A 23,367-nucleotide genomic window follows, 5' to 3' on the forward strand; every position below is an offset into this window, starting at 1 on the left:
GCTGAATTCAGCCTGACAGAGTGCATGAGTGTAATTATGCCTGCTGCTTTGCCGTTAATGCGGGCAGCAGGGGTTTTAGGAAGCGGGCCGTATGCGAACCGGCGACTTCGGCAACCTGTTCCGGTGTGCCTGTCGCAATGATCTCACCGCCACCGCTGCCGCCTTCCGGCCCCAGATCAATGATCCAATCTGCGGTTTTAATGACGTCCAGGTTATGCTCAATCACCACTATGGTATTGCCGTGATCACGCAGTCGGTGCAGTACACTCAGCAACTGCTGGATATCATGGAAGTGCAAGCCCGTTGTCGGTTCATCGAGAATATACAGGGTTTTACCTGTATCGCGTTTGGACAGCTCGCGTGCCAGTTTCACCCGCTGCGCTTCGCCGCCAGACAGCGTGGTCGCTGCTTGTCCCAGGCGGATATAGGATAGTCCGACATCCATCAGGGTTTGCAGTTTTCGGGCAATGGCTGGTACAGGATCAAAAAATACCCGCGCATCTTCCACTGTCATTTCCAGCACTTCATCAATTGACTGGCCTTTGTATTTCACTTCCAGAGTCTCACGATTGTAGCGTTTACCCTTACAGTTATCACAGGGCACGTAAACATCGGGCAGGAAGTGCATTTCAACTTTGATCACCCCATCGCCCTGACAGGCTTCACAGCGGCCGCCTTTGACGTTGAAGCTGAAGCGGCCTGGTTTATAGCCCCGTGAGCGAGACTCCTGAGTGCCCGAGAACAGCTCCCTGATGGGGGTGAAAATGCCTGTGTACGTCGCCGGGTTGGAACGCGGCGTTCGGCCTATCGGGCTCTGATCGATGTCGATGACTTTATCGAAGTGCTCCAGCCCCTGAATATCGTCATAAGGGGACGGCTCGCCTGTAGTGGCCCCATTGAGTCTATGGTGAGCAATCTTGAAGAAAGTATCGTTGATCAGGGTTGACTTGCCTGAGCCGGATACCCCGGTCACACAGGTCAGCAAACCAACCGGAATCGACACATCGACTGTTTTCAGGTTATTGCCCGTGGCGCCTGTTAGCTGAACCGTTTTTGCCGGATCGACAGGAACACGTTCAACAGGCACTTCAATTTGTTTTTTGCCGCTCAGGTATTGGCCGGTCAGGGAATCTTCCGAATTCAGAATATCTTCCATGGTGCCTTCGGCGATGATCTGCCCGCCGTGAACACCGGCGCCCGGGCCGATATCTATGATGTAATCCGCACTGCGGATCGCATCTTCGTCGTGTTCGACCACCAGTACGGTGTTACCCAGATCGCGCAGCCGGGTCAGGGTGCTCAGCAGGCGTTCGTTATCACGCTGGTGGAGGCCGATGGAAGGCTCATCGAGCACATACATAACGCCGACCAGTCCAGCGCCAATCTGGCTGGCCAGGCGGATGCGCTGAGCTTCACCGCCCGACAATGTTTCTGCACTGCGGGACAGGTTGAGATAGTTGAGGCCCACATTGACCAGGAAGGTCAGCCTGTCATTGATTTCTTTGAGGATTTTATCGGCAATCTGCGCACGCTGTCCTTCCAGTGTCAGCTCGGAAAAGAAGGTCAGCGCCTGGCTGATGCTCATTTCACTGATGGCCGGCAGGTTGGTACTGTCGATAAAGACATGACGTGCTTCTTCACGCAGACGCGAACCGTGACAGCTGGCACAAGGCTTGGTGGAGATATACTTCACCAGATCTTCGCGTACAGCATTGGACTCGGTTTCCCGGTAGCGGCGTTCCATGTTATTCAGAATGCCTTCAAACGGGTGACGGCGAACTGTCACATCGCCGCGATCATTAATGTATTTAAACTCAATATTTGTGGTGCCTGAGCCCTGCAGCAATACGTTTTGTACTTTCTTCGGCAGACTGCTGAACGGTGATTCAACATCAAAATCGTAATGTTCAGCCAGTGAAGTCAGCATCTGAAAGTAGTAGTAATTGCGTTTGTCCCAGCCCCGGATGGCACCGCCGGACAAGCTGAGTTCACTGTTCTGAATCACGCGGGACGGATCGAAATACTGTTGTACCCCCAGTCCGTCGCATGTGCCGCAGGCACCGGCCGGGTTATTGAAGGAAAACAGGCGCGGTTCCAGCTCACGCATGCTGTAGCCGCAATGCGGGCAGGCGAAGTTGGCCGAGAAAATCAGTTCGGCCATGTTATCGTCATCCATGGCGCTGACGACCACTGTGCCGCCTGACAGATCCAGCGCGGTTTCAAACGATTCAGCCAGCCGCTGCTGAAGATCATTACGCACTTTAAAGCGATCCACCACCACTTCTATGGTGTGCTTTTTGTGTAATTCCAGCGTCGGCGGATCGGACAGATCGCAGACTTCACCGTCTATCCGGGCCCGGATATAGCCTTGCGCCGACAGGTTGGCTAAGGTTTTCAGGTGCTCGCCCTTACGCTCCTTGACGATAGGAGCCAGCAGCATCAGCTTGCTGCCTTCCGGCAGTGTCAGCACTTTGTCGACCATCTGGCTGACGGTTTGCGCGGCGAGGGGCACATCGTGAGTCGGGCAGCGTGGTTCGCCGACACGGGCATACAGCAAGCGCAGGTAGTCATAGATTTCGGTAATAGTACCGACCGTCGAACGCGGGTTGTGTGAGGTCGATTTTTGTTCAATCGAGATGGCAGGCGACAGGCCTTCAATATGGTCGACGTCCGGTTTTTCCATCAGCGACAGAAACTGGCGTGCGTAGGCCGACAGTGATTCGACGTAACGGCGCTGACCTTCGGCATACAGGGTGTCGAATGCCAGAGAAGACTTACCGGAACCTGATAAACCTGTGATAACAATCAGCTTATCCCGGGGGATAGTCAGGTTAATGTTTTTAAGGTTGTGGGTGCGCGCACCCCTGACTTCGATCTTATCCATAGTTGCAGTCATCAGCGCTTGAATAAATAGGATTGGCATTATTGCATAGCCCTGAGGGGCTTAAAAGACTTGACTGTACAAAAACACAGTGCTTTGATCGTCTTTTATGCGTCCGATCAAGACATGGGAAGCATGACGTAGCCCTATGACTCGGAGGGCAGCCCATGTTAAACTCGGCGATTAAGTATAAACTTTGAATGAGCGAAGGGTGTCAGGATTGGCAGCCTCAACAGCGAAAACCTGGAGTGAACTATGGCCAGTCGTGGCGTAAATAAAGTGATCCTGGTGGGTAACTTAGGACAAGATCCTGAAATCCGTTATATGCCGAACGGCGGTGCAGTCGCAAATATCACCATCGCGACTTCTGAAAGCTGGCGTGATAAAGCCACCGGTGAACAGCGTGAAAAAACAGAATGGCACCGTGTTGCGTTGTTCGGCAAGCTGGCTGAAGTGGCTGGTGAGTACTTGCGTAAAGGGTCTCAGGTTTACATTGAAGGTCAGTTGCAAACCCGTAAGTGGCAGGATCAAAGCGGTCAGGACCGCTTCACGACCGAAGTGGTTGTTCAAGGCTTCAACGGTGTGATGCAAATGCTGGGTGGTCGTCAGGGTGGCGGTCAGGGCGCGCCAATGGGCGGCCAGCAGCAGCAGGGCGGTTGGGGACAACCTCAGCAACCGGCTCAACAGCAACAGCAACAGCAAAACTATGCGCCTCAGCAGCAGCCTGCGTCTAAGCAACCGCAGCCTCAGTACAATGAGCCGCCAATGGATTTTGACGACGATATTCCGTTCTGATCCTTTCCAGACGGTTGTTAAAAAAGCAGCGTTCAACGCTGCTTTTTTATTGCCTGATACCCAGTCACCGCACGATGCTGATCACAGAGAGTGGGGATTGGCTGACTGATGCGTGTGTCCGGGTGAGGCTTTTTGTTTAATAAAATCAATAAACAGCTTGGTTTTGGTATGGTTGTAGTTGAGCTTAGGGTAGTAGGCGTAGGCAGCATTTAACGGCTGTTTCAGATCAGGTAAGACAGGGATCAGCAAACCATTGCTGAGCTCGCGTTTTACCGTATTCTCACCTACCAGAATTAACCCCATTCCAGCTACCGCAGCGGCGACCAGGGCTTCCGGGTTCTGGGTGGTAAAATTGCCCCGCAAACGCAGGCGACGGTTACTTTCAAAGACATGCTCTTGCTCATGGCCATGACTGCCGAATAACAGGCAGTTATGCAGCGCCAGTTGCTCCGGGGTTTCGATGGCGGGCCTGTCTTCCAGGTAACTGGGTGAGGCATAGAAGCCAGCCTGAAAACTAAAGAGTTTGGTGGCAATATAACTGGTGGAATTAAAATCAGTCAGTTCGCGGCTGATAAAAACATCCAGGTTGAGATCCGGCAACTGGCCCGGAGTCACAGTGTGCAGCTCTACCTGAATATTGGGATAGGTCTGTAAAAACTCGGCCAGATAATGAACCAGTACCCGGCTGCCTGTCGCCAGCGGGGCGCCGATGCGCAGCACACCCTGAACTTCGCCGTAGGTGGAGGTGGTTTCAGCCAGTATCTGGTGCCAGTCATCAAGTAAATGGACACTGCGCCGATAAAACACCTTGCCGGCGTCTGTGACTGTCAGGTTACGTGTCGTGCGTTTAAGAAGCTGAACACCAAGCTGTTTTTCTAACCATGACAGCCGCTTGGACAAGGCTGAACTTGAGGTGTTGAGAGCGCTTGCGGCCTGAGCCAGTGAGCCCTGCTCAACCACGGCGACAAAACTTTTGGTGCAGGTGATCCAGTCCATATCTCTCCGCTTTGTGGGGTGCATGCTGCCTGGGCGGTGAGCCAAGTAAGGAAAGTGTCGGTCTGAGCACTGCAGTGTTTGAGAGCCGATGGTATTTTCCAGTATAAACAGGCGTTTTGGTTTGTATTGTTGTCTGTATCAGAGTTGACCACAGAGCCAGGCGGTTTGGAATTGTTTTTCAGATAAAGTTGGACCTTGCATGAGAAAAGCCTCAGGGATGAAGCTGACCAATAGACTGGTTGCTTTCGTGACCCTAATTGTCATTTGCGCCATGTTTGTCATTTTCATTGGCGGTGCTGTCAGTTTTCGTCAACTCGGGCAGGATTATCTGCATCATTATCTGGGCGGCGTGGTAGAAGCGATCGACCAGGAAATGGCCGATCCTCAGGGTTCACAGTCTCTGGCCCGCTGGCTGCCGAAGTTACTCAAAGCCAGTAACGTGGTGGCGCTGGACGTCAGCAACGATACCGGCTCTGTCTACCAATTTCAGGGATTACAGAAAATCGATGATCCCAATATTCTTTATCATACTGAATATCCGCTGACCCTGAACCCCGGTTACTCTGTCAGTATCCAGTCAGTGCCGCCTTATACCGAATTAACCTATTCGCTGGGGGCGATGTCTTCTATCAGCCTGGCGATCATGATCATTATTGCCGGCCTGATATGGGGCGTAAACTGGCTTAAGCGGCAGTTGCAGGGCTCAGAGCTTCTCGAAGAGCGGGGGAGAATGCTGCTGGCCGGTAAGCTGGATGCTTTTGCCAAAGGCGCCGATCTGGAATGGCCGGAAACGGCAAGTCTGGCATTGGACAAGCTAATCTCTGAGCTGAAAGATGCCAGACAGGAGCGCAGCCGCTTTGATACCTTCATTCGTACCCACACCTTCCTGGATCAACTGACGGGCTCGGCCAATCGGGTATTGTTCGACAGCCGTCTGCAATCTGTGGTTCAGGATCAGGATAACCATGGTGCTGTTATTTTGATTCGTATCGCTGACTGGGAAGAATTGCTGCTGGCAAAGGGCAAGATTGTGGCCGATGAATTGATTCAGGATGTCGGCATGGTGCTGTCGAATATGGTCCAGCGCTATCCGGACAGCGTGCTGTCTCGCTATTTTGACGCCGAATTTGCCATCATGCTGCTGCAACAGCCCAGCAAGGAGGTCAATCAGTTTGTGAATCAGCTGCTGAAAGGGCTGGAGCGGCTGACACCTTCCGTGCCATTGCAGCGCGAGAACTGGTGCCATATTGGTATGACCTATTTTGCCAGCGGCGAGCGGCGTGGCCGCATTATGGATGAGGCTGACATGGCGCTGCGCAGTGCGCAATTACAGGGCACGAACAGCTGGTATGCCTTCCAGAAAGATGTACTGGGAGAGGATACCCGGGGCAGTGTGCGCTGGCGGACGCTGCTGGATGCTGTCTTGAGTCAGGGCGGCCCGGCTCTGTATCAGCAGCCCGCCTATCTCTCTGGGGAGAAAATACCGCTGCACCGTGAATTATTGGCGAGGATCAATGACGAAAACGGTGTGATGATCAAAGCTTCCCGTTTTCTGCCTGCGGTTGAGCTGGTGGGATTCAATGTGCGTATGGATAAACAGGTCATCAGTCAGGCGCTGGATCTGCTCAAAAATGGCCCGACGCTGGATAATTTTGCGATTAACGTCAGTGTCGAATCTCTGCTGGATAAAGGATTTATCCGCTGGTTCCGGGATGAACTGCTGCAAACACCCAGGCCGGTACTGAAACGGCTGAGTATTGAAGTCCCGGAGCGGAACCTGTCACGCCATATTGATGCTGTGCGTACCTTTCTCAAAATGGTAACGGGCCTCGGCTGCCGGCTGGGTGTGGATCAGGCCGGGAGAACCATAGTCAGCACCCACTATATCAAGGATGTCAACGTCCAGTATATCAAGCTGCACAGAAGCCTGATTCGTGAAATAGATCAGCGGCAGGAAAATCAGTTATTTGTCCGGAGTATGCTGGGCGCCTGTGCCAATTCCGGTGTCGAGGTGATTGCTGTTGGCGTCGAAAATGACAGGGAGTGGCAGGTGCTGCAGCAATTGGGTATTAATGGCGGGCAGGGGCGCTTTTTTGCCCCGGAGATGAGTGTGAGTCAAATTAGTACCAAAAATCGCAGATAATGTTATCTAAGTGGAAACCTTACATTTTTTACAGGATTTTCTCTATACACCATAAATTCCTGTCAGTATCATGGGTCAAATTATTGACAATAATAGTCAATAGCATGTTTTTAAAGAATGTAGCCGCGGGTTAAAAACGAACGAAAAGTAAAACGGGTTATTACCATGCTGATGAAAAAGCTCCTAAGTCGGAAAACTGTCAGTAAAGTGGCCAGTTTTGCTGTGTTCGAAGGGAAACTGACACTCGTCTGTCTTACAGAAGACGGGAATGACTGGATCAGTGACAGTGTGGAAGTGGCTTCACGTGAAAGCTGGACGTCTTCCATCACGCAATTGATCAATACACACCATTTAAACGGCTGCAGAATTCGCTTCGTACTTGGCCATGGCTTATATCAAAGCCTGATCATTGATAAACCTGCCTTACCCCGCCATGAACTGGCCAGTGCCTTACCGTTTCTGGTCAAAGATCTGGTGACTGAACCTCCCGCTAACCTGGTGGCGGATGGGTTTGAAGAGCCAATAAAAGACAGACTGCAAGTGCTGGTGGCGCAGCGTTCCCTGGTTCAGCAACTGGTGCTGGCGTGCCTGGCGAATGGCTGTGAGCCTGAACTGATTACTGTGGATGAAGTGGTGCTGGGTCAGATGACGGCTGAAAAACAGAGCCAGCTGTTCCTTCATTCCCGTCAGCATTCCGGTCTGCACCTGACCGCTTTCAAACAGCAGGTGATGTGTTTTCAGCGCCAGCTGCGCGGTTTTTCTCAGCCTCTGATGGGTCTGGAGCAGGCTAATCTGCAGATAGACGGGCTGGCGCTTGAACTGCAGCGCTCCCTTGACTTCCTGAGTGCCCAGCTGCGTGATGCACCTATTGCCCAGGTGCTGGTCAGCTGTGACAGCGATGATAATGAGCAGTTGGCTGACGCATTGCGGCAGCGGCTCAATGTGCCGGTCGCGACAGTCAGTGGGGCACCCGCCGAGCTGATTGATTTTGATGCCCGTGTCGCCTGGGCCGTTCAGCTGCAGCAGCCGTTGCTCAATCTGTACAGCGACAGTCTGAAACCACAATCTAACTGGCTCACCTTGCCTAACTTAGTGGCTGGCTGGGCGGCGGGTGCAGTGGTGATCGGATCGCTGGCGGGATGGCAAAGCTGGCAGGAGCACAGGGCCACACAATTACTGGCACAGCAGCAAACCCAGCTGACGCAAAAACAGACTGAACTGGATAACGCCAAAGCCGCGCTGGCCCGTCATCTGCCGAGTGAATTAAAAGTCAAACTGAGCGGCGAGCTGGAACAGCATCTCGCGGCCAAACAAGCCACGCTCAGGGCAATTGCCATGCACGATAACAGCCTGCAAGCTGGCTATGCCACTATGTTGCAGCAGCTGGCGCAGGCTGCCAGCCAGGATATCTCAGTGAGCCGCATTCACGTACAGGGCCAGCAACTGGATCTGGAAGGCGTGGCCAGGCACCCCAATGCAGTACCCGGCTGGCTGCAGAGTTTTGCGCAATTTCCCCAGTTGGCCGATCGCCGCTTTGAAGTCATGTCTCTAGGCAGAAATGAAGAAAACAGAGTGACCTTTATGTTGCATGCGCAACGCAAAACAGAGGCAAAACAATGAGCGCCTGGGCATCTCTTGTTACCCGGTTTGAGCAGCTTAACCGGCGCGAGCAGTGGCTGGTGGCGGTAACGGGCTGGTTGATGCTGATTCTGGCCGGTTATCAGTTTTTACTGGAACCCATCCAGCAATCCCTGACATCGGTGGTAAGGCAACAGCAATCGGTACAGGCCAGCATTATCAAAAACGACGGTGATCTGATTCGGATTCAGCGGCAGCTGAACAGTGATCCCGATAAGGTGCTGGATGAACAAATCCGCCAGTTGCAAGACAGTAACGCCCGGCTGGACACAGAGCTCAAAGAACGTGTTGCCAGTCTGGTAACCCCGGTCCAGATGGCGGCTTTGCTGGACCAGGTGCTGCAGCGCTCCCAGCGTCTGACGCTGGTGTCGCTGGAATCTCTGCCGCCAGCTCAGCTGATAAACGGTGAGGATGCCGGCTATTACATTCACCCTGTCCGGCTGACTCTGCGTGGCCGTTACTTTGATTTGGTGAATTATTTGCAGCAGCTGGAAGCGCTGCCGGTGAAATATTATTGGCGAAGCCTGGATTACCAGGTAGATAAATACCCGCTCTCCGATATACAGCTGGATGTATACACGCTGGGCGAAAGTAAGGACTTTATCGGTGGTTAGACAATGTATTTCTCTGCTGTTACTTGCCTTGTTCAGCACAGCAACCCTGGCTGAAAGCGATCCGACCGCCCCGCTGGGGTGGCAGGCGCCATCGGTAAAGAAAACAGCGACACAGCGCTTACCTTCACTGGAAGGCATCGTTTGTCCGGAACAGGACCAGTGCAGCGTTATTTTAAATAGCCAGGTGGTTTTGCCGGGTGAGGCGATAAGTGGTTATACCCTGAAAGCCGTCGACGGAGAGACTGTTATTCTCCAGCGCGGTAGCCGGCAATGGCGTCTGGCTTTGTATAGCGAAGAAATAACAATCAATGAATAATAAAAGTGAATTCTGACATGCGCTTATTGTTAATTGTGATGGCAACAACCTTGCTGGCGGCCTGCTCTACAAATATGGGGCACAATAAACCGGTTGAGGTGCAGGAAGCCTTAAATCAGGCTAAAAATGAGGCTCAGAGCCGGCCTCTGACGGACTTGCCATCGGCAGTCAGCGCTGATCTGATGCCCAGCCTGAGCCGTTCCGGCTATGGCAGCAGCCGTGCGTACGAGCGGCGCTTTCGTGTCAATGCCCGGGCTGTGGACGCCCGCGCCTTTTTCTCCAGCCTGGTTCGGGGCACGGCATTTAATATGGTGATCCACCCTGAGGTCAGCGGCCGGGTTACGCTGAGCCTGCAGGATGTGACTTTAGATGAAGTACTGAACGTTGCGTCGGATATTTACGGTTATGATATCCAGCGCAAGGGCAACATTATTCAGGTGTTCCCTGCCACATTGCGCACGGAAGTGATTCCGGTGGACTACCTGCAACTGCAGCGGCGTGGCCTCTCTCTGACATCCTTGACCACAGGCTCAATTAGCAGCCCGGATAACAGTATCGACAATCAGTCGGATAACCGCCGCAATACCAGTAATGACGACTATGATGACAACCGCCGTCGCGACAGCAATAACGGTGACCGCTCATCGTACTCCACGGGCGGCACCCGGATTGAAACGCGTTCCGACAGTGATTTCTGGGGCCAGCTGCAAAAGGCGGTTCAGGCCATGATTGGTACGGGGCAAGGGCGCAGTATTGTGGTGTCGCCGCAGGCCAGCCTGTTGACAGTGAAAGCATTTCCGAATGAATTGCGCGAAGTGCGTGAATTTCTCGGCGTATCGAAAAAGCGTCTTCAGCGTCAGGTGGTGCTGGAGGCCAAGATCATGGAAGTGACCCTCAACGACAGTTACCAGCAGGGCATTAACTGGAGCAACATTACCAAAACCATAGGTGGTACCGGCATTATTTTCGGCCGTACCGGGCCAGATAATTTGCCCGGTGGCAGCGAGATTGCCAATTTGCTGGGCGGACAAACCAATATCACCATTTCAGATGGTAACTTCTCGGCAGTACTGAGTTTTCTGCAGACGCAGGGCGATCTGAATGTGCTGTCCAGCCCGCGCGTGACTGCTGCCAATAACCAGAAAGCCGTCATCAAAGTCGGCGGCGATCAGTATTTCGTTACCGAGGTGGATGGCGGGGAAGCAGTGACAGATGGCGGCGTGGCCTCGCCGGAAGTGGTGCTGACACCTTTCTTCTCGGGCATCTCTCTTGATGTGACACCCCAGATTGATGATGACGGCGGCGTCCTGCTCCATGTTCACCCCACTGTGGTTGAAGTCACGGAGGAAGTGAAGGAAATTGCCCTGGGTGACACCTTTGGCACATACAGCCTGCCGCTGGCACGAAGCTCAGTGCGTGAGTCTGATTCTGTGATTCATGCCAGCAGCGGTGATGTGGTGGTGATTGGCGGTCTGATGAAATCGTCGCTGAAAGATCAGCAGACAAAAGTCCCTCTGCTTGGCGATATTCCCGGCCTTGGCTACTTGTTCCGCAACATCAATAAAGTCCAGACCAAAACTGAGCTGGTGATTTTGCTTAAACCCACAGTGGTGGGCGATCAGACCTGGCAGCAGGAAATTGAACGCTCACGCGCGTTGGTTGAGAAATGGTTCCCGGACCAAGGATAACCCATGTATCTGTCACACTTCGGATTTGAGCAGCTCCCTTTCCGGTTAACGCCGGATACCGGGCTGTTTCATGCACTGCCGTCACATTTGGAAGCGATCAAAATGACCCTGTCTGCGCTGGCGATGGGGGAAGGATTTATCCAGATTTCGGGGGAAGTCGGGACAGGTAAAACTCTGGTTTGCCGGATGCTGGTCCGACAGTTGCCTGCCCGGTATGACCTGGCTTATCTGCCGACGCCGGCCATGAGCGGGCGGGAACTACGGGTGGCGCTGGCTAAGGAACTGGGATTGCAGCCGGACAGTGACGGCCTGACACTGACTGAATTACTGCACCAGTCATTGATCGAACGCAAGCGCGGCGGACGCACAGTCGTGGTGTTGTTAGATGAAGCCCAGGCGCTGCCTGATGAGGCGCTGGAAGCCTTGCGGCTGCTGGGCAACCTGGAAACTGAACAGGAAAAACTCTTGCATATTGTGCTGCTTGGCCAGCCTGAGCTGGATGAGCGACTGGCTTCCCCGCAGCTGCGCCAGTTCCGTCAGCGCATTACCTTTCGTGCCGTGTTGCGGCCGTTGGATATGGCAGAGACTGCGTCCTATATCGAGCATCGCCTGAGTAAAGCGGGCGGAGAGCCAGGGTTAATGCCGTTGGCGCGGCAGAAAGAGATCTGGCACGCCAGTGGCGGCATCCCCAGACTGGTGAACCAGTTGTGCCATAAAGCCTTGATCGTTGCCTGCAGCGCGGGTCATGACATTGTCAGCCGTAAAGCGGTGCAGGCAGCGATCACAGATACGCAAACCGCGCGCCAGCCGCGCTGGCAGTACCCTGTGTTGTGGGGATGGAGCTGAGCATGAGTGAAGTCAATAAAATGCTCAATAGTTTGAGCCAGAACCAGGCACCGCAAGAGGCGCCAGAGCTGAAGCCTGTCCGGGTCAAACCTTTGCCTAAGGCGTTGTGGCCACGCTGGCTGCTCGCCGGATTGCTGATCACAGGGACAGCTGGCGCCACAGGCTGGTGGTTCGGGCACAGTCGCGAGGAGAGCCGTTCAGCGGCTGAGATTACGCGGGTAAAAGCAGAACAGTTATCTCCTTCCGCGGTTTTGAAACAGGGACCGGATCCGGTCGGGAATTTTCTGCACACCAAGGCCAGGCCTGCTGGCGAGACAGCACCTGTTACCCAGCAGCCTGACAGCCAACCCACAACGGTCAGCCCAGCCAAAGCCACTGTGCTGCCCGTTGTGAAAAAAGTGCCCGTTGCGCCGGTCGCCAGCCAGCCTGAACTCGCCCCGGCGGTTAAACCGGCTGCCGTACCGGTTGTACCTCGCGCTGTCGCCCCTGTGCGTGCTGCGCAAACGGCCCCGGCGGCGGTTATGGCGATCACTGGCGACACTGAGAGCAAAACAACCGGCACGGCCACGGCAATGACTGAACCATTGCAAGAGGGGGAATCCGGCTTGTCTATCGAAAGTATTGCCCTGTCGCCAGAGCAGCTTGCTCAGACTGATTACGATAAGGCCATGAAAGCCTTAGCGGAAGGGGACACACTCAAGGCCACGAATTACCTGAAATCGGCATTGGAATATCAGCCCGCCTGGATTGATGCCCGCCAGCGTTTGTCAGCGCTGTACTACGGTCGCGGAGATGTCAGACGTGCGATGCTGACACTGCAACGGGGACTGGCCAAACAGCCCAACCAGCAGGACTTGCGTCTGACGATGGCCAAGCTGCTGACCCAGGAGTCACAACCGGAAGTGGCGCTGGATGTGCTCAGCGAACTGCCGTCGCAGCCTGCCAGTGAGTTCCTGGCCTTGCGCGGTGCGCTGGCCCAGCAACTTAATAATCAGCCACTGGCACTGAGCAGCTATCAGCAACTGGTGGATACCGAACCTTTCGACGGCCGCTGGTGGCTGGGGCTGGGGATTGCCCTTGACCGCAGTCAGGATAACGCCAAGGCGGTCGCGGCCTACACGCAGGCGCTGAAACTGGGACAGGTTTCCGGTCAGTCACAACAGTTTATTCGCCAGCGTCTTGCCGCATTAAAGACACAGGAGGGCTGAACAGATGCAGCTGAGGTTACGCAAACGTCTGGGCGATCTGCTGGTTGAAGAAGGCATAGTCCGCCAGGAGCAGCTTGATCTGGCACTGGATCAGCAACGCAGTACTGGCCGTAAACTGGGTGATACCCTTATCAGCATGGGCTTTTTGGGCGAGCAGCAACTGCTGGCCTTCCTGTCCCGCCAGCTGGATATCCCACTGATAGATTTGAACCGGGTGCCGGTCGACAGCGAAGCTGTTGGCCTGTTGCCGGAAGTCCATGCCCGTCGTCTGAGAGCGCTGGTGATCAGCCACCGGGGTGACACAGTACGTGTGGCCATGAGCGATCCGGCCGATCTGGCGGCCCAGGAAGCGGTGCTGAACCAGTTGCATCAGTTCAGGGTGGAACTGGTGATTGCCCCGGAACACCAGCTGATAGCCTCGTTTGACCGCTATTATCGCCGTACCAAGGAAATTGCCTCTTTTGCCGAGCAGCTGCATGCCGAGCATCAGGCGAACAGCGATTTCAGCTTCAGCGTCGATAATTACGACAACGAGGAAGTGACAGTCGTCAAGCTGATCAATTCCCTGTTCGAAGATGCTATTCAGGTGGGTGCCTCGGATATCCATATCGAACCGGATGCCAGCGTACTGCGTATTCGTCAGCGTATTGATGGTGTACTCCATGAAACCCTGCTGAATGAATCGGCCATCGCTTCGGCTTTGGTGCTTCGCCTTAAATTGATGAGCGGACTGGATATTTCTGAAAAGCGTTTGCCGCAGGATGGCCGCTTTAATGTGACGGTGCGCGGCCACTCTGTGGATGTGCGTGTCTCTACCATGCCGGTTCAGTACGGTGAATCTGTCGTCATGCGTCTGCTGGATCAGTCTGCCGGTATTTTGAGTCTGGATGAGATTGGCATGCCGGCCGATATTCTTGCCCGCTTCCGCCGTCAGCTAAAACGCCCTCACGGCATGATTTTGGTCACCGGGCCGACCGGCTCGGGTAAAACGACCACCCTTTATGGCGCACTGAGCGAGCTGAACAAACCCGGCAAAAAGCTGATCACCGCCGAAGATCCGGTGGAATACCGGCTGCCGCGGGTGAATCAGGTGCAGGTGAATACCAAAATTGGCCTGACGTTTTCCGGCATACTACGGACTTTTCTGCGTCAGGATCCGGATATTATTCTGGTCGGGGAAATGCGGGATCAGGAAACCGTGGAAATTGGTCTGCGTTCTGCGCTCACCGGCCATCTGGTGCTGTCGACACTGCATACCAATGATGCGGTAGACAGCGCCCTGAGGATGATGGACATGGCAGCGCCCGGCTATCTGGTAGCCAGTGCGGTCCGGGCTGTACTGGCTCAGCGCCTGGTACGCCGGATCTGTCAGGACTGCAGCCATGAGGTGACGCCGGATGCTGCAGAACTGCAGTGGCTGAAGGCCTGTTTTCCGTCCTCGGCCGACCAGACATTCAGGCAGGGCAGAGGCTGTCAGAGCTGTAACCTGACCGGCTATAAAGGCCGGATTGGTGTGTTTGAATTACTGGAAATGACCCCGGCAATGATGGATGCACTGCGCGCCAATGATGCAATGGGGTTTGCACAGCTGGCACGCGCTTCCGAGGGCTACCAGCCGCTGATTGAGTCCGCTATGGCGCTGGCTCTGGCCGGGCGCACCAGCCTGGAAGAAGTGCTGCAACTGAGCGAAGGAGATTACCTGATGCCGGAATTTAACGCCGTACCGGCGTCCACGGAATCCCGCTGATGCCGACATTTGATTACCGGGGACGGGGCAGTCAGGGACAACTGAAGAAAGGCAAGCTCGACGCGCCAACAGCGGAGGCAGCCGCTGATCAGTTGATGCGCCAGGGAATTATTCCTGTGGATATCCGCCGTGGCCGAAGCGACAGTCCGTTGACTATCAGCGGCCTGTTGCAGCGCAATGTGCCGCTGGAATCTATGGTGATTCTGTGTCGCCAGTTGTACAGCCTGACCAAAGCCGGTGTGCCGCTGTTGCGGGCCATGAAAGGGCTGGAGCAGAGTACCAGTCACCCGTTGCTGCAATCGACGATTGATGCCGTGACGGTAGAGCTGACCAACGGCCGTGCACTGTCGCAGGCAATGAAAATGCATCCCAGGGTGTTTTCCGAGCTGTTCGTGTCGATGATCCATGTGGGGGAGAATACCGGTCGTCTGGAAGATGCCCTGCTGCAACTGGCGCAGTATTACGAGCAGGAATTGGAAACCCGGCGCCGGATAAAATCGGCTATGCGATACCCGTCTTTTGTGCTCAGTGCGATTTTGCTGGCAATGATAGTGCTCAATACCAAAGTGATTCCGCAATTTGCCTCCATGTTCAGCCGGTTTGGCGTCGAACTGCCTTTGCCTACCCGTATCTTAATCGGCACCTCTGATTTTATGCTGAGCTACTGGCCTTTGTTACTCGGCGGCTCAGTCGTAACCTGGATCGGCCTGAAAGCCTGGCAGCGCACTCCTGAAGGGCAGGAAAAATGGGACTACTGGCGCCTGAAAGTGCCGGTCGTGGGCGATATCATCAATCGGGCCCAGCTGTCGCGCTTTGCCCGGACTTTTGCGCTGATGATTCGCGCCGGTGTGCCCCTGAACCAGGCGATCCAGTTATCAGCCGAAGCGCTTGAAAACCGCTTTCTGGAAAATCGTCTGATCGACATGAAAAACGGCATTGAAGGCGGCAGCAGTATTACGCAAACAGCCAGACAAAGCGGCATTTTTACCCCACTGGTGCTGCAGATGATTGCGGTCGGTGAAGAAACTGGTCAGGTCGATGAACTGTTACACGAAGTCTCGGATTTTTATGACCGCGAAGTGGATTACGATCTGAAAACACTGACTGCCAGAATCGAGCCGTTTTTATTGGCGGTTGTTGCTGGCATGGTGCTGATTCTGGCGCTGGGGATATTCCTGCCGATGTGGAATTTACTTGATGTCGCGCGCGGGGCTTAATGCAGGCTGATGATATTAGCACTCAGTGCGAGAATAAAGTTTTGTTAGTGATATTTTTGTCACTTAAATGCTTTGTAGGATAAGCCTAAACCACAGTTAATATTAGGAAAATGTGCAATAACCCGATTATTTCCACTGGTATTTTTTTATGATAATGCGAGAATGACTACTTACATCATTTTGACGCCCGTTCGTCATGTTTTTGGCAGATTATGACTCAGTATCCGAACAGGCAAACCGGCTTATCGCTGATCGAACTGGTCATTGTGGTGGTGGTGGTCAGTATTCTGGCTGTTGTGGTGGTTCCCCGTTATATCGATATTGCCGAAGAGGCCAAAGTGGCTGCCCTTCAGGGCATGGCGGGGAGCTTTTCGACCGCAGTACTGTCTGCCCGTGCGCAATGGGAAGCCGATGGCAAGCCTGGCACCCAGCGCCGGAACTGGGTCAATTACGACGGCACTCTGTTTAACCTGACCGCAGCAAAAACAGGTGGCAGAGAGGGATATCCTTTCGCGCTGCAGGGGCAGGGAAGTTCGCAACTGGAACAATTGTCGGAGCAGGATTGCCTGACATTAATGGACAACCTGTTACAAAACCCACCGCCGTCAACCACAGATGCGAGTGAGGCGGGCTCTGGGCAATATCAGTATTTCGTCGAAGTCGGTGCAATCAGTGGTAACCGGTTTTGTCGTTATTACCAGCTGGCTTCGGCCAGTGATTTTTGGACCGGTAAGAAAGCAATAACAGCCGGCCATTATTTTACTTATATCCCGGCTTTGGGTCGGGTTGATATTAAAATTGATCGCAATATTTAGGAGTTAGCTATGAAACGTCAAGGTGGTTTTACCCTGATTGAATTGGTAGTGGTAATCGTGATTCTCGGTATTCTGGCCGTGACTGCTGCGCCGCGTTTTTTGAACCTGCAGGATGATGCACGTAACTCTGCACTGCAGGGGCTGCGAGGCGCAATTGTGGGCGCTTCAGGCATTGTTTACGGCAAGGCTGCAGTGCGTGGTAATGAAACTAGTGATGAAGCAGTAGATGTCGATGGTGTTCAGGCCATTTTCGGCTATCCGACAGCAGCGGATGATGGCATTGGTGCCGCGTTTGAAAATGGTGATTGGCTAGCAATTACTTCGGCAGATACCAGCGATGTACCGGAAGATACTTTGACGGATACTCAGATTATCTATACGTTTGCAGACCGTACTACAGAAGGTTGTTACGTACTATATACCCAAGCAGCAGATGCTGACACACCAGCGACAGCTGAAGTGGTGCTAGGTGATGGCTGTACACAGTAAACACTGAGAGAGAGTAGGTCGATTATTTACCTATTGATTGTGTGTAAATTGGGGCGGACTCCTGCCCCTTTTCTCACTTTGACAGGGCGTTTTGGGTGAATGCATGGCTCGCCATTTGAGCGCTGGCCGACAACGCGGCTTTACGTTAATTGAACTGATTTTGGTGATCATACTGCTGGGAATCCTCAGTGTGACGGCCGCGTCACGTTTGATTGGCCGCAGCAGTTTTGATGCTTACCTGGCCCGCGATCAGGCCATCAGTCTGGCCCGTCAGGTTCAACTGCGAGCGATGAGCAATATCAATGAGTTGGGCGATCTGAATCCCTGCCTGTCTTTACAGGTGGCATCGGATCATTTTGGCCCGCCTGCCTGCGCCGATACCACGTTATCTGGCCGAGCAATCACGGCATCAGCCGACGATATTACTGTAACTGGCGATTTGTTAGGCGAAGTGCGGTTCGATTTACTGGGACGACCTTATCAGCAGGATGGCAGCGGGAGCAAGACAGCGCTTTGTACCACAGAGTGCCAGATAACCTTTGTCTCGCGTAACGCCCAGAGCGCCTCAATCTGTATTAACCGGGAGGGTTATATCCATGCCTGCCCGTAACCCCTGGCGTTCGACAAATTGCCTCCAGAAAACCTACCGCCATCAGCAGGGTTTTACCCTGATTGAAGGCATTATCGCCATTGTCATTATGGCAATCGCCATGGTCACACTGACCAGCTTTTTATTTCCTCAGGCCGAACAGTCCGCCGTACCGCATTATCAGGCCAGAGCTGCCGCCATCGGCCAGGGCGTGCTGAATGAGGTGTTATCGCGTAAATTCGATGAAGCCTCGGATCCCTTTAACGACAGCGTGATCCGTTGCGGAGAAGAGGTGCATGTGTGCAGCGCGCCGGGCAATCTGGGTGCGGATGCCGGTGAAGTTAACAGCGGCTTACTGAATGTCGGCGCTGCCGACGACGTGGATGACTTTATCGGCTGCTGGGGCAGTGTGACACAGTGCAACGACAGCAGCCTGCACCGTCGCGGGGCATTGCAGGATCTCGTCACCGTTTCTGCTGCCGAGCAGAGCGATTACCGTAATATTTATCTAGAAATCCGTGTGCGCTATGAAAACAACGCTTTCAATGGTGCCGCAATGGCTGTCAGCACCCAGAAGCGCATTGATGTTCTGGTCAGGACCAGCCGCTACGGTGAATACCTGTTCACTGCGTTCAGGAGTAACTACTGATGCGGCTGTCCCGGGGATTCACTCTGATAGAAATGATCATGGCGCTGGTGATTCTGGCATTTATTTCGCTGGGCATCGGCGCTTACCTGCAGCTGGGCGCCGGGGGCTACTCCGACACCATAGATAGAGAGCGTTTACAATCTGAGGCGCGTTTTGTGATTGAACGTCTGACCCGGGAAATTCGCCATGCCGCGCCAAACAGCGTCAGTTTCAGCAGCGGGTGTCTGTCGTTTTATCCTGTGCTTTTAACCGCGACTTACCTCAACGAGCCAGATCCAGATCCAGATCACGCAAAAGCGCCTGTGCTGGAGGTGCTGGTGCCGCCAGACTCACAGCAAATTAGCTTATGGAACAGTGGAGTTAACGGCAACCGCGCGGCAGTGGGATTTGTCAGTGTCAGCGATTATCAGGCCGATGAAGACGCAAGCATAGTCGTTGGCGCGCTGACGAAAGCCCCGACCACGGCAGATCCCACAGCCAGTCTGCAATTGTCCCAGTGGCTGGGCGATCGCTCACCGGGACAGCGATTGTATCTGTTTTCCGACCAAGTGGCTTTTTGTCAGGTTGGCGATAGCCTGGTACGGCGGGTAAATAATGGTACCGGCTATACGCTGACCAATACGCTCAGCCATTTCAATGTCGCTGTGTCAGGGGCCGGCCTGAACAGCAATGGTCTGATTCATCTTGAGCTGACCTTTAGCGATCCTGTCAGCCAAGAATCGTCGGACTACAGCCAGAGCGTGCAGGTGATCAATGTCTTATAGCCGACGGCATTCAAAGCAACAGCAACAGGGCAGCGCGCTGATCGTCGCTATTTTCGTGATTGTTGTCATGGCCGCCATGGCAGCCGCCATGTTGCGGGTGGCGGGTTCTGGTCAGGACATTACCACCCGCGAAGTACTGTCGACCCGTGCCTGGTTTACCGCCCATTCCGCCAATGAAGACATGATGAGGCAGCTTTTTCCGCTGGCCGGCACAGTGAGTGAACCCGCGGTCGATATCTGTCTGCGTCACCATCCTGACACCGGCACTGCTTACACTTTCGCACCAGCCGGGGTAACGGGCTGCCGCGCAACGACGACCTGCCAATCTTCAAATACCGGGTCAGTAAACACTTACTTTTTAATCAGCACTTCACAGTGCGGCAGCGGCCCTCATGCAGTTACCCGGATTCAGGAGCTTTGGGCAAAGGATTTGGATAATGAGTAAACGATTACAGGCTTTCGGGTGTCTTTGCTTCCTGCTGTATTTATTTCTTTCAGGACAGGCTGTGGCAGCAGAGTGCAGTAATAAGCTGAATAGTAATAAAGACTTTTATATTGATTTTGAAATACCGAGCGCGAATTTAGATGAGCAGGTCATTGCATCTCAGGCTAATTCCGGAACAAGAACTCAAGTCATTTGGACAGATAATCGAAATGCGAGTGAAGCCAACACAATTGTCGAGAAGAACTTTTTAGCTGGTGGACGCTATTATGTTCGGTTGTTATACAGCTCAGATAAAGGGAAGCAAGGAACGCTGCAGTATCTTAATAAGACGACGGTTTCCGGTACATGGCAGCTTGTCAGTGAAAAAGTGATCGACCTTTCGGAAATAAAGTCTGCTGATTTTCGTGTTGTTGGGAATGGCGAAGTTTCAACTATCGAGTGTGCAAAAGGAGAACCGCCGCCCTCGCCACCACCAGTTAATCCTGATGTTTGCGAATTATTTCCCGGCCCGGTACAAACCTGGATCGGAAATGAAAATAACTTATTTACATCTGATGTAGGCACCAAAATATCAAATACCTCAGCGCATAGCGTTGGGTTTAGTAATGCTATTGTCGATATGGGGTATCCTGACGCATACACTCCAGAGGACAATGTGAAAGCGTTATGCGATGGCGTTACTTGCTCCCTAAATGGCGGCATGGCGAATAAGCGAGATTTGCTTTGGGATGTTTCGGACAGTACTGAAATTAAAGATAAAGTTGTGACAGATAATGAAACGGCTTTACCGGGAAGTTATTTCATCTCGTCGTTCGGTGCGCCATATTCGGGACTCACGATAGAGCCTTCAGGGAACCTAATTTTCCCAACAGGGGAATACTGGTTAGACAGGGCCGATATTCGAGGCACGATGACAGTCGAAGGAGACGTTGTGCTTCACGTTTGGGATAAAATGACGGTTGCTGGCTTGGTTAATACAACAAGCCCTTCAGATAATTTAACTATCTATGCTTACAATAAAGGTGATGAATGTCCTCGTCCGGGCTTTTATCCTAGTGGGCCACCTGCAGTAAATACGAATTTCTCAGTCGATATCAACTCATCAGGCTTGTTTAACGGCCGTATTTACTCCCAGGGCCCTGTTGCTTTATCTAACAATACTGGATTAAGAGGTGCGGTTACAGCCTGTCAGTTACAAATGAGCAACACCGCGCAAATAGTCGGTAACAGCCAATGTTTCAATCCGCCGGATAATAATTATCAACTTGTTGTCAGCCCAGAGCGAGCCTTGAGCTTGCTGTGCGAACGTCAACCCGTAGAATTCCAAGTGTTGGATAGTAGTGGTGCGCTGGCGTCCCAATTTAATGGTGAGATAGATGTCACGACGAATCTGACTGGCAGCGGACAGGCGTTCTGGTATGAGCTGCCGGACGGTGGAACAGGTACAGATGCCAAGCAAAGCCAGCGTTTTTCTGTTTTTAACGGGAAAACGCAATTGTGGCTGAAAAGTGAAGTGATTGAAACAATCTTTGTTACCGGACAGCTAGTCTCAGACGGCAACCCAAGCGCAGAAGGCCAGTACAGTTTTGTCCCGTTTAAACTGCAGATTCAGGAGCAGGCATTGAAAGTCGTTGCCGGAAAACCTGAACAAATTACTGTCTCTGCCAGGAGTTGCGATACCAGTGCTGCAACACCGGCAGAAGCCCGAGACTACAGCGGTATCCGGACACTACAGTTGAGTACTCGCTATACCTTGCCAGATTCAGGTGGCAACTCTGTCGAGTTACGCGATAAAAATGGTAACTGGCAGTCCACCAGCGTTGCATTGAACTTTCAGGAGGGCAGTGTTGAATCAGAGTTGCGTTATTTGGATGCGGGTCAGACGCAACTTAGTCTTGTCGATCCAAATTGTACTAAAGCCGGTGGATGCAGTATCAGTGGTAATGGCTCGTCGCTGGACGGTATGGATTTAGGCGATTGGACCCGATTAGAAGGAACGCAAACCGTCTGGTCCCGACCTTATACTTTCGCGCTCTGCAATATCACCTCAAGCAAAGGACAGACAGATTTCTCCGGCACTGCCAGCGGCGGACCGGGCTTTGCGGCGGCGGGTGACAAATTCTCAGTCACCTTTAAACCTGTGATCTGGACTGATGATTTAGCGGCGCCTGTCCAGGACTTATCTAAGGATGGCTGTTCCGATATTGAAACAACGCGGGATGTACATCCTGATTGGTGTTCGGTGCAGACGACGCCAAATTATTATTCGGTTACAGGGCTTCCTGCGCCGCTCCAAATTTCTATGCCCGACAGACCGGCCTCGCCTTTGCATGAAGAAGCAGAGAGTGGATTGCTGAGCAGCAGCCAATTAAACACTGATTTTTCATCAGCAGCGCAGGCGCAACAGGGCGTTGTGATTGACGATTTACGCTGGAGTGAAGTCGGTAGCCTTTGGCTGCAGGCCGATGCCGATTATCTCGGCATGCCAGTCGATCAGGGGGTCGGACAGCTGGGGCGCTTCTACCCGGCACATTTCGTCATCAAGGAGAGTGCGGTCAGCGACGCTTACGGCAGTTTCACTTATATGAATCAGCCGTTTTCCTTGTCAGCGACTGTCGAGGCGCAAAATACGCAGAATCAGCCAACCCAAAACTACGGCTATTTCGCCGACGATTATCAAGAATCGCTGCAGTTACGCGCCGTGAATACGGGTGCGACAGGGAGCGATGCCAATAACCTGACCAGCCGGTTATCTGAGCAGTTGAGTTATCAGCAATGGGAAAAGGCGAAGCAAACCATCAGCACTGACACACTGGCATTATTGCGGGTGGTGAGCAGCACGGATTCAAACGTGACCGAACCCGACGGGCCGTACCCGGTCGATTTTGGTCTGGTTGTCGAATCTCGGCATGATTGCGCGACCCGGGGCTGCAGCGATTTTTCAGCTAAACCGCTGAGTGTCTATGAGCGGGACGGCGCCACACCGGAAACCGCCGCCGCGCTGGTTGGTGATATTCACGCCCGTTACGGTCGGATGCGGTTAGATGATGTGTCGGTGTTGGTGAATCAGGATGCGGAAGCCCCTGTGAGCGTGGAATACTACCAAAGTGCAGGCGATGACTTTGTGATTAATGAAAATGATGATTACAGTATTTTTGGTAAAAAATATGCCTGTACTGAACGTTTATATCCATCTGAAAGTATTACTCTTATTGCTCATGCTTATGTTGAATCGCCAGCCAGTGCACCAGTCGCAGGCGGGCAAGGATATATTCTGGTGAAACATCCTGTCGGTGGTGGTGCCGGTTATAAAGAGCAAATTCGTCTTTGGCAGTATTTAGGAACATCTAAACCTGTGTGTAATCCAGGTGGCAGCAGTATGCAGCCCTGGTTGCTATACAACTGGCGGGGTCAGGGTGACGAAAATCCCTCAGCGCTGGTGACTTTTGGGGTTTACCGTGGCAATGACCGGGTGATTTACCGCGGTGAAAGGAATATGAACCAGTTCATCGATACCAATTAACCGG

19 protein-coding genes are annotated in these 23,367 nt (G+C 53.2%); 17 read left to right on the top strand and 2 right to left on the bottom strand.

Annotation, left to right across the window (positions count from 1 at the left end; translation table 11 throughout):
- Positions 1-34: 34 nt before the first annotated feature.
- On the bottom strand, positions 35-2,884 hold the full coding sequence (uvrA, locus tag L6J37_RS06580) for an excinuclease ABC subunit UvrA (protein ID WP_218384382.1): 2,850 nt from the start codon (positions 2,882-2,884) through the stop codon (positions 35-37).
- A gap of 252 nt (positions 2,885-3,136) precedes the next feature.
- Here uvrA and L6J37_RS06585 point away from each other — a divergent pair, with 252 nt between their 5' ends.
- Entirely contained in the window at positions 3,137-3,676 is a 540-nt protein-coding gene (locus tag L6J37_RS06585; protein WP_218384381.1) for a single-stranded DNA-binding protein, read from the top strand.
- 81 nt (positions 3,677-3,757) lie between these two features.
- On the opposite strand, the gene L6J37_RS06590 is transcribed toward L6J37_RS06585, so the two are convergent.
- Complete coding sequence (locus tag L6J37_RS06590; RefSeq protein ID WP_192015877.1) at positions 3,758-4,672, bottom strand: LysR family transcriptional regulator; 915 nt, start codon at positions 4,670-4,672, stop codon at positions 3,758-3,760.
- A 199-nt stretch (positions 4,673-4,871) separates the two neighbouring features.
- Between L6J37_RS06590 and csrD the strand changes: the two genes are divergently transcribed.
- From csrD to L6J37_RS06670, 16 genes are all read left to right on the top strand, one after another.
- Positions 4,872-6,815, top strand: coding sequence for an RNase E specificity factor CsrD (gene csrD / locus L6J37_RS06595; RefSeq protein ID WP_237794597.1), 1,944 nt, complete (start codon positions 4,872-4,874; stop codon positions 6,813-6,815).
- 171 nt (positions 6,816-6,986) lie between these two features.
- Complete coding sequence (locus L6J37_RS06600; protein WP_237794599.1) at positions 6,987-8,435, top strand: PilN domain-containing protein; 1,449 nt, start codon at positions 6,987-6,989, stop codon at positions 8,433-8,435.
- Positions 8,432-9,067, top strand: a complete 636-nt coding sequence (gspM, locus tag L6J37_RS06605) for a type II secretion system protein GspM (protein WP_237794601.1) — start codon at positions 8,432-8,434, stop codon at positions 9,065-9,067. The genes L6J37_RS06600 and gspM overlap by 4 nt, the downstream gene beginning before the upstream one ends.
- Positions 9,060-9,383 (top strand): MSHA biogenesis protein MshK, encoded by a 324-nt coding sequence (locus tag L6J37_RS06610; protein WP_218384375.1) that lies wholly within the window; start codon positions 9,060-9,062, stop codon positions 9,381-9,383. Before gspM ends, L6J37_RS06610 begins: the two co-directional genes overlap by 8 nt.
- A 17-nt stretch (positions 9,384-9,400) precedes the next feature.
- On the top strand, positions 9,401-11,071 hold the full coding sequence (gene mshL, locus L6J37_RS06615; protein ID WP_192015872.1) for a pilus (MSHA type) biogenesis protein MshL: 1,671 nt from the start codon (positions 9,401-9,403) through the stop codon (positions 11,069-11,071).
- 3 nt (positions 11,072-11,074) lie between these two features.
- The gene (locus tag L6J37_RS06620; protein WP_237794603.1) at positions 11,075-11,917 is read left to right on the top strand and encodes an ExeA family protein; all 843 of its coding nucleotides are present in this window, start codon (positions 11,075-11,077) and stop codon (positions 11,915-11,917) included.
- 2 nt (positions 11,918-11,919) lie between these two features.
- Positions 11,920-13,125, top strand: a complete 1,206-nt coding sequence (locus L6J37_RS06625; protein WP_218384372.1) for a tetratricopeptide repeat protein — start codon at positions 11,920-11,922, stop codon at positions 13,123-13,125.
- Between the two features lie 4 nt (positions 13,126-13,129).
- Positions 13,130-14,872: a GspE/PulE family protein gene (locus L6J37_RS06630; protein WP_218384369.1), complete on the top strand. Its 1,743-nt coding sequence runs from the start codon at positions 13,130-13,132 to the stop codon at positions 14,870-14,872.
- Entirely contained in the window at positions 14,872-16,089 is a 1,218-nt protein-coding gene (locus L6J37_RS06635) for a type II secretion system F family protein (protein WP_237794605.1), read from the top strand. Before L6J37_RS06630 ends, L6J37_RS06635 begins: the two co-directional genes overlap by 1 nt.
- Positions 16,090-16,301: 212 nt before the next feature.
- Positions 16,302-16,904 carry a prepilin-type N-terminal cleavage/methylation domain-containing protein gene (locus tag L6J37_RS06640; RefSeq protein WP_237794607.1) on the top strand — a complete coding sequence of 201 codons (603 nt, stop codon included), beginning with the start codon at positions 16,302-16,304 and terminating at the stop codon, positions 16,902-16,904.
- Between the two features lie 9 nt (positions 16,905-16,913).
- A complete protein-coding gene (locus tag L6J37_RS06645) occupies positions 16,914-17,393 on the top strand; it encodes a type II secretion system protein (RefSeq protein WP_218384363.1) in 480 nt (159 codons plus the stop codon).
- A gap of 103 nt (positions 17,394-17,496) precedes the next feature.
- Positions 17,497-18,003, top strand: a complete 507-nt coding sequence (locus tag L6J37_RS06650) for a prepilin-type N-terminal cleavage/methylation domain-containing protein (protein WP_237794609.1) — start codon at positions 17,497-17,499, stop codon at positions 18,001-18,003.
- The gene (locus L6J37_RS06655; RefSeq protein ID WP_237794611.1) at positions 17,990-18,631 is read left to right on the top strand and encodes a prepilin-type N-terminal cleavage/methylation domain-containing protein; all 642 of its coding nucleotides are present in this window, start codon (positions 17,990-17,992) and stop codon (positions 18,629-18,631) included. Before L6J37_RS06650 ends, L6J37_RS06655 begins: the two co-directional genes overlap by 14 nt.
- Positions 18,631-19,395 (top strand): PilW family protein, encoded by a 765-nt coding sequence (locus L6J37_RS06660; protein WP_237794613.1) that lies wholly within the window; start codon positions 18,631-18,633, stop codon positions 19,393-19,395. Before L6J37_RS06655 ends, L6J37_RS06660 begins: the two co-directional genes overlap by 1 nt.
- The gene (locus tag L6J37_RS06665) at positions 19,385-19,840 is read left to right on the top strand and encodes an MSHA biogenesis protein MshP (RefSeq protein WP_192015862.1); all 456 of its coding nucleotides are present in this window, start codon (positions 19,385-19,387) and stop codon (positions 19,838-19,840) included. Before L6J37_RS06660 ends, L6J37_RS06665 begins: the two co-directional genes overlap by 11 nt.
- Positions 19,833-23,363: a DUF6701 domain-containing protein gene (locus L6J37_RS06670; protein WP_237794614.1), complete on the top strand. Its 3,531-nt coding sequence runs from the start codon at positions 19,833-19,835 to the stop codon at positions 23,361-23,363. The genes L6J37_RS06665 and L6J37_RS06670 overlap by 8 nt, the downstream gene beginning before the upstream one ends.
- Positions 23,364-23,367: the final 4 nt, after the last annotated feature.

The sequence above is a fragment of the Photobacterium sp. WH77 genome (genome assembly GCF_022014395.1).
Lineage (GTDB): Bacteria > Pseudomonadota > Gammaproteobacteria > Enterobacterales > Vibrionaceae > Photobacterium > Photobacterium arenosum.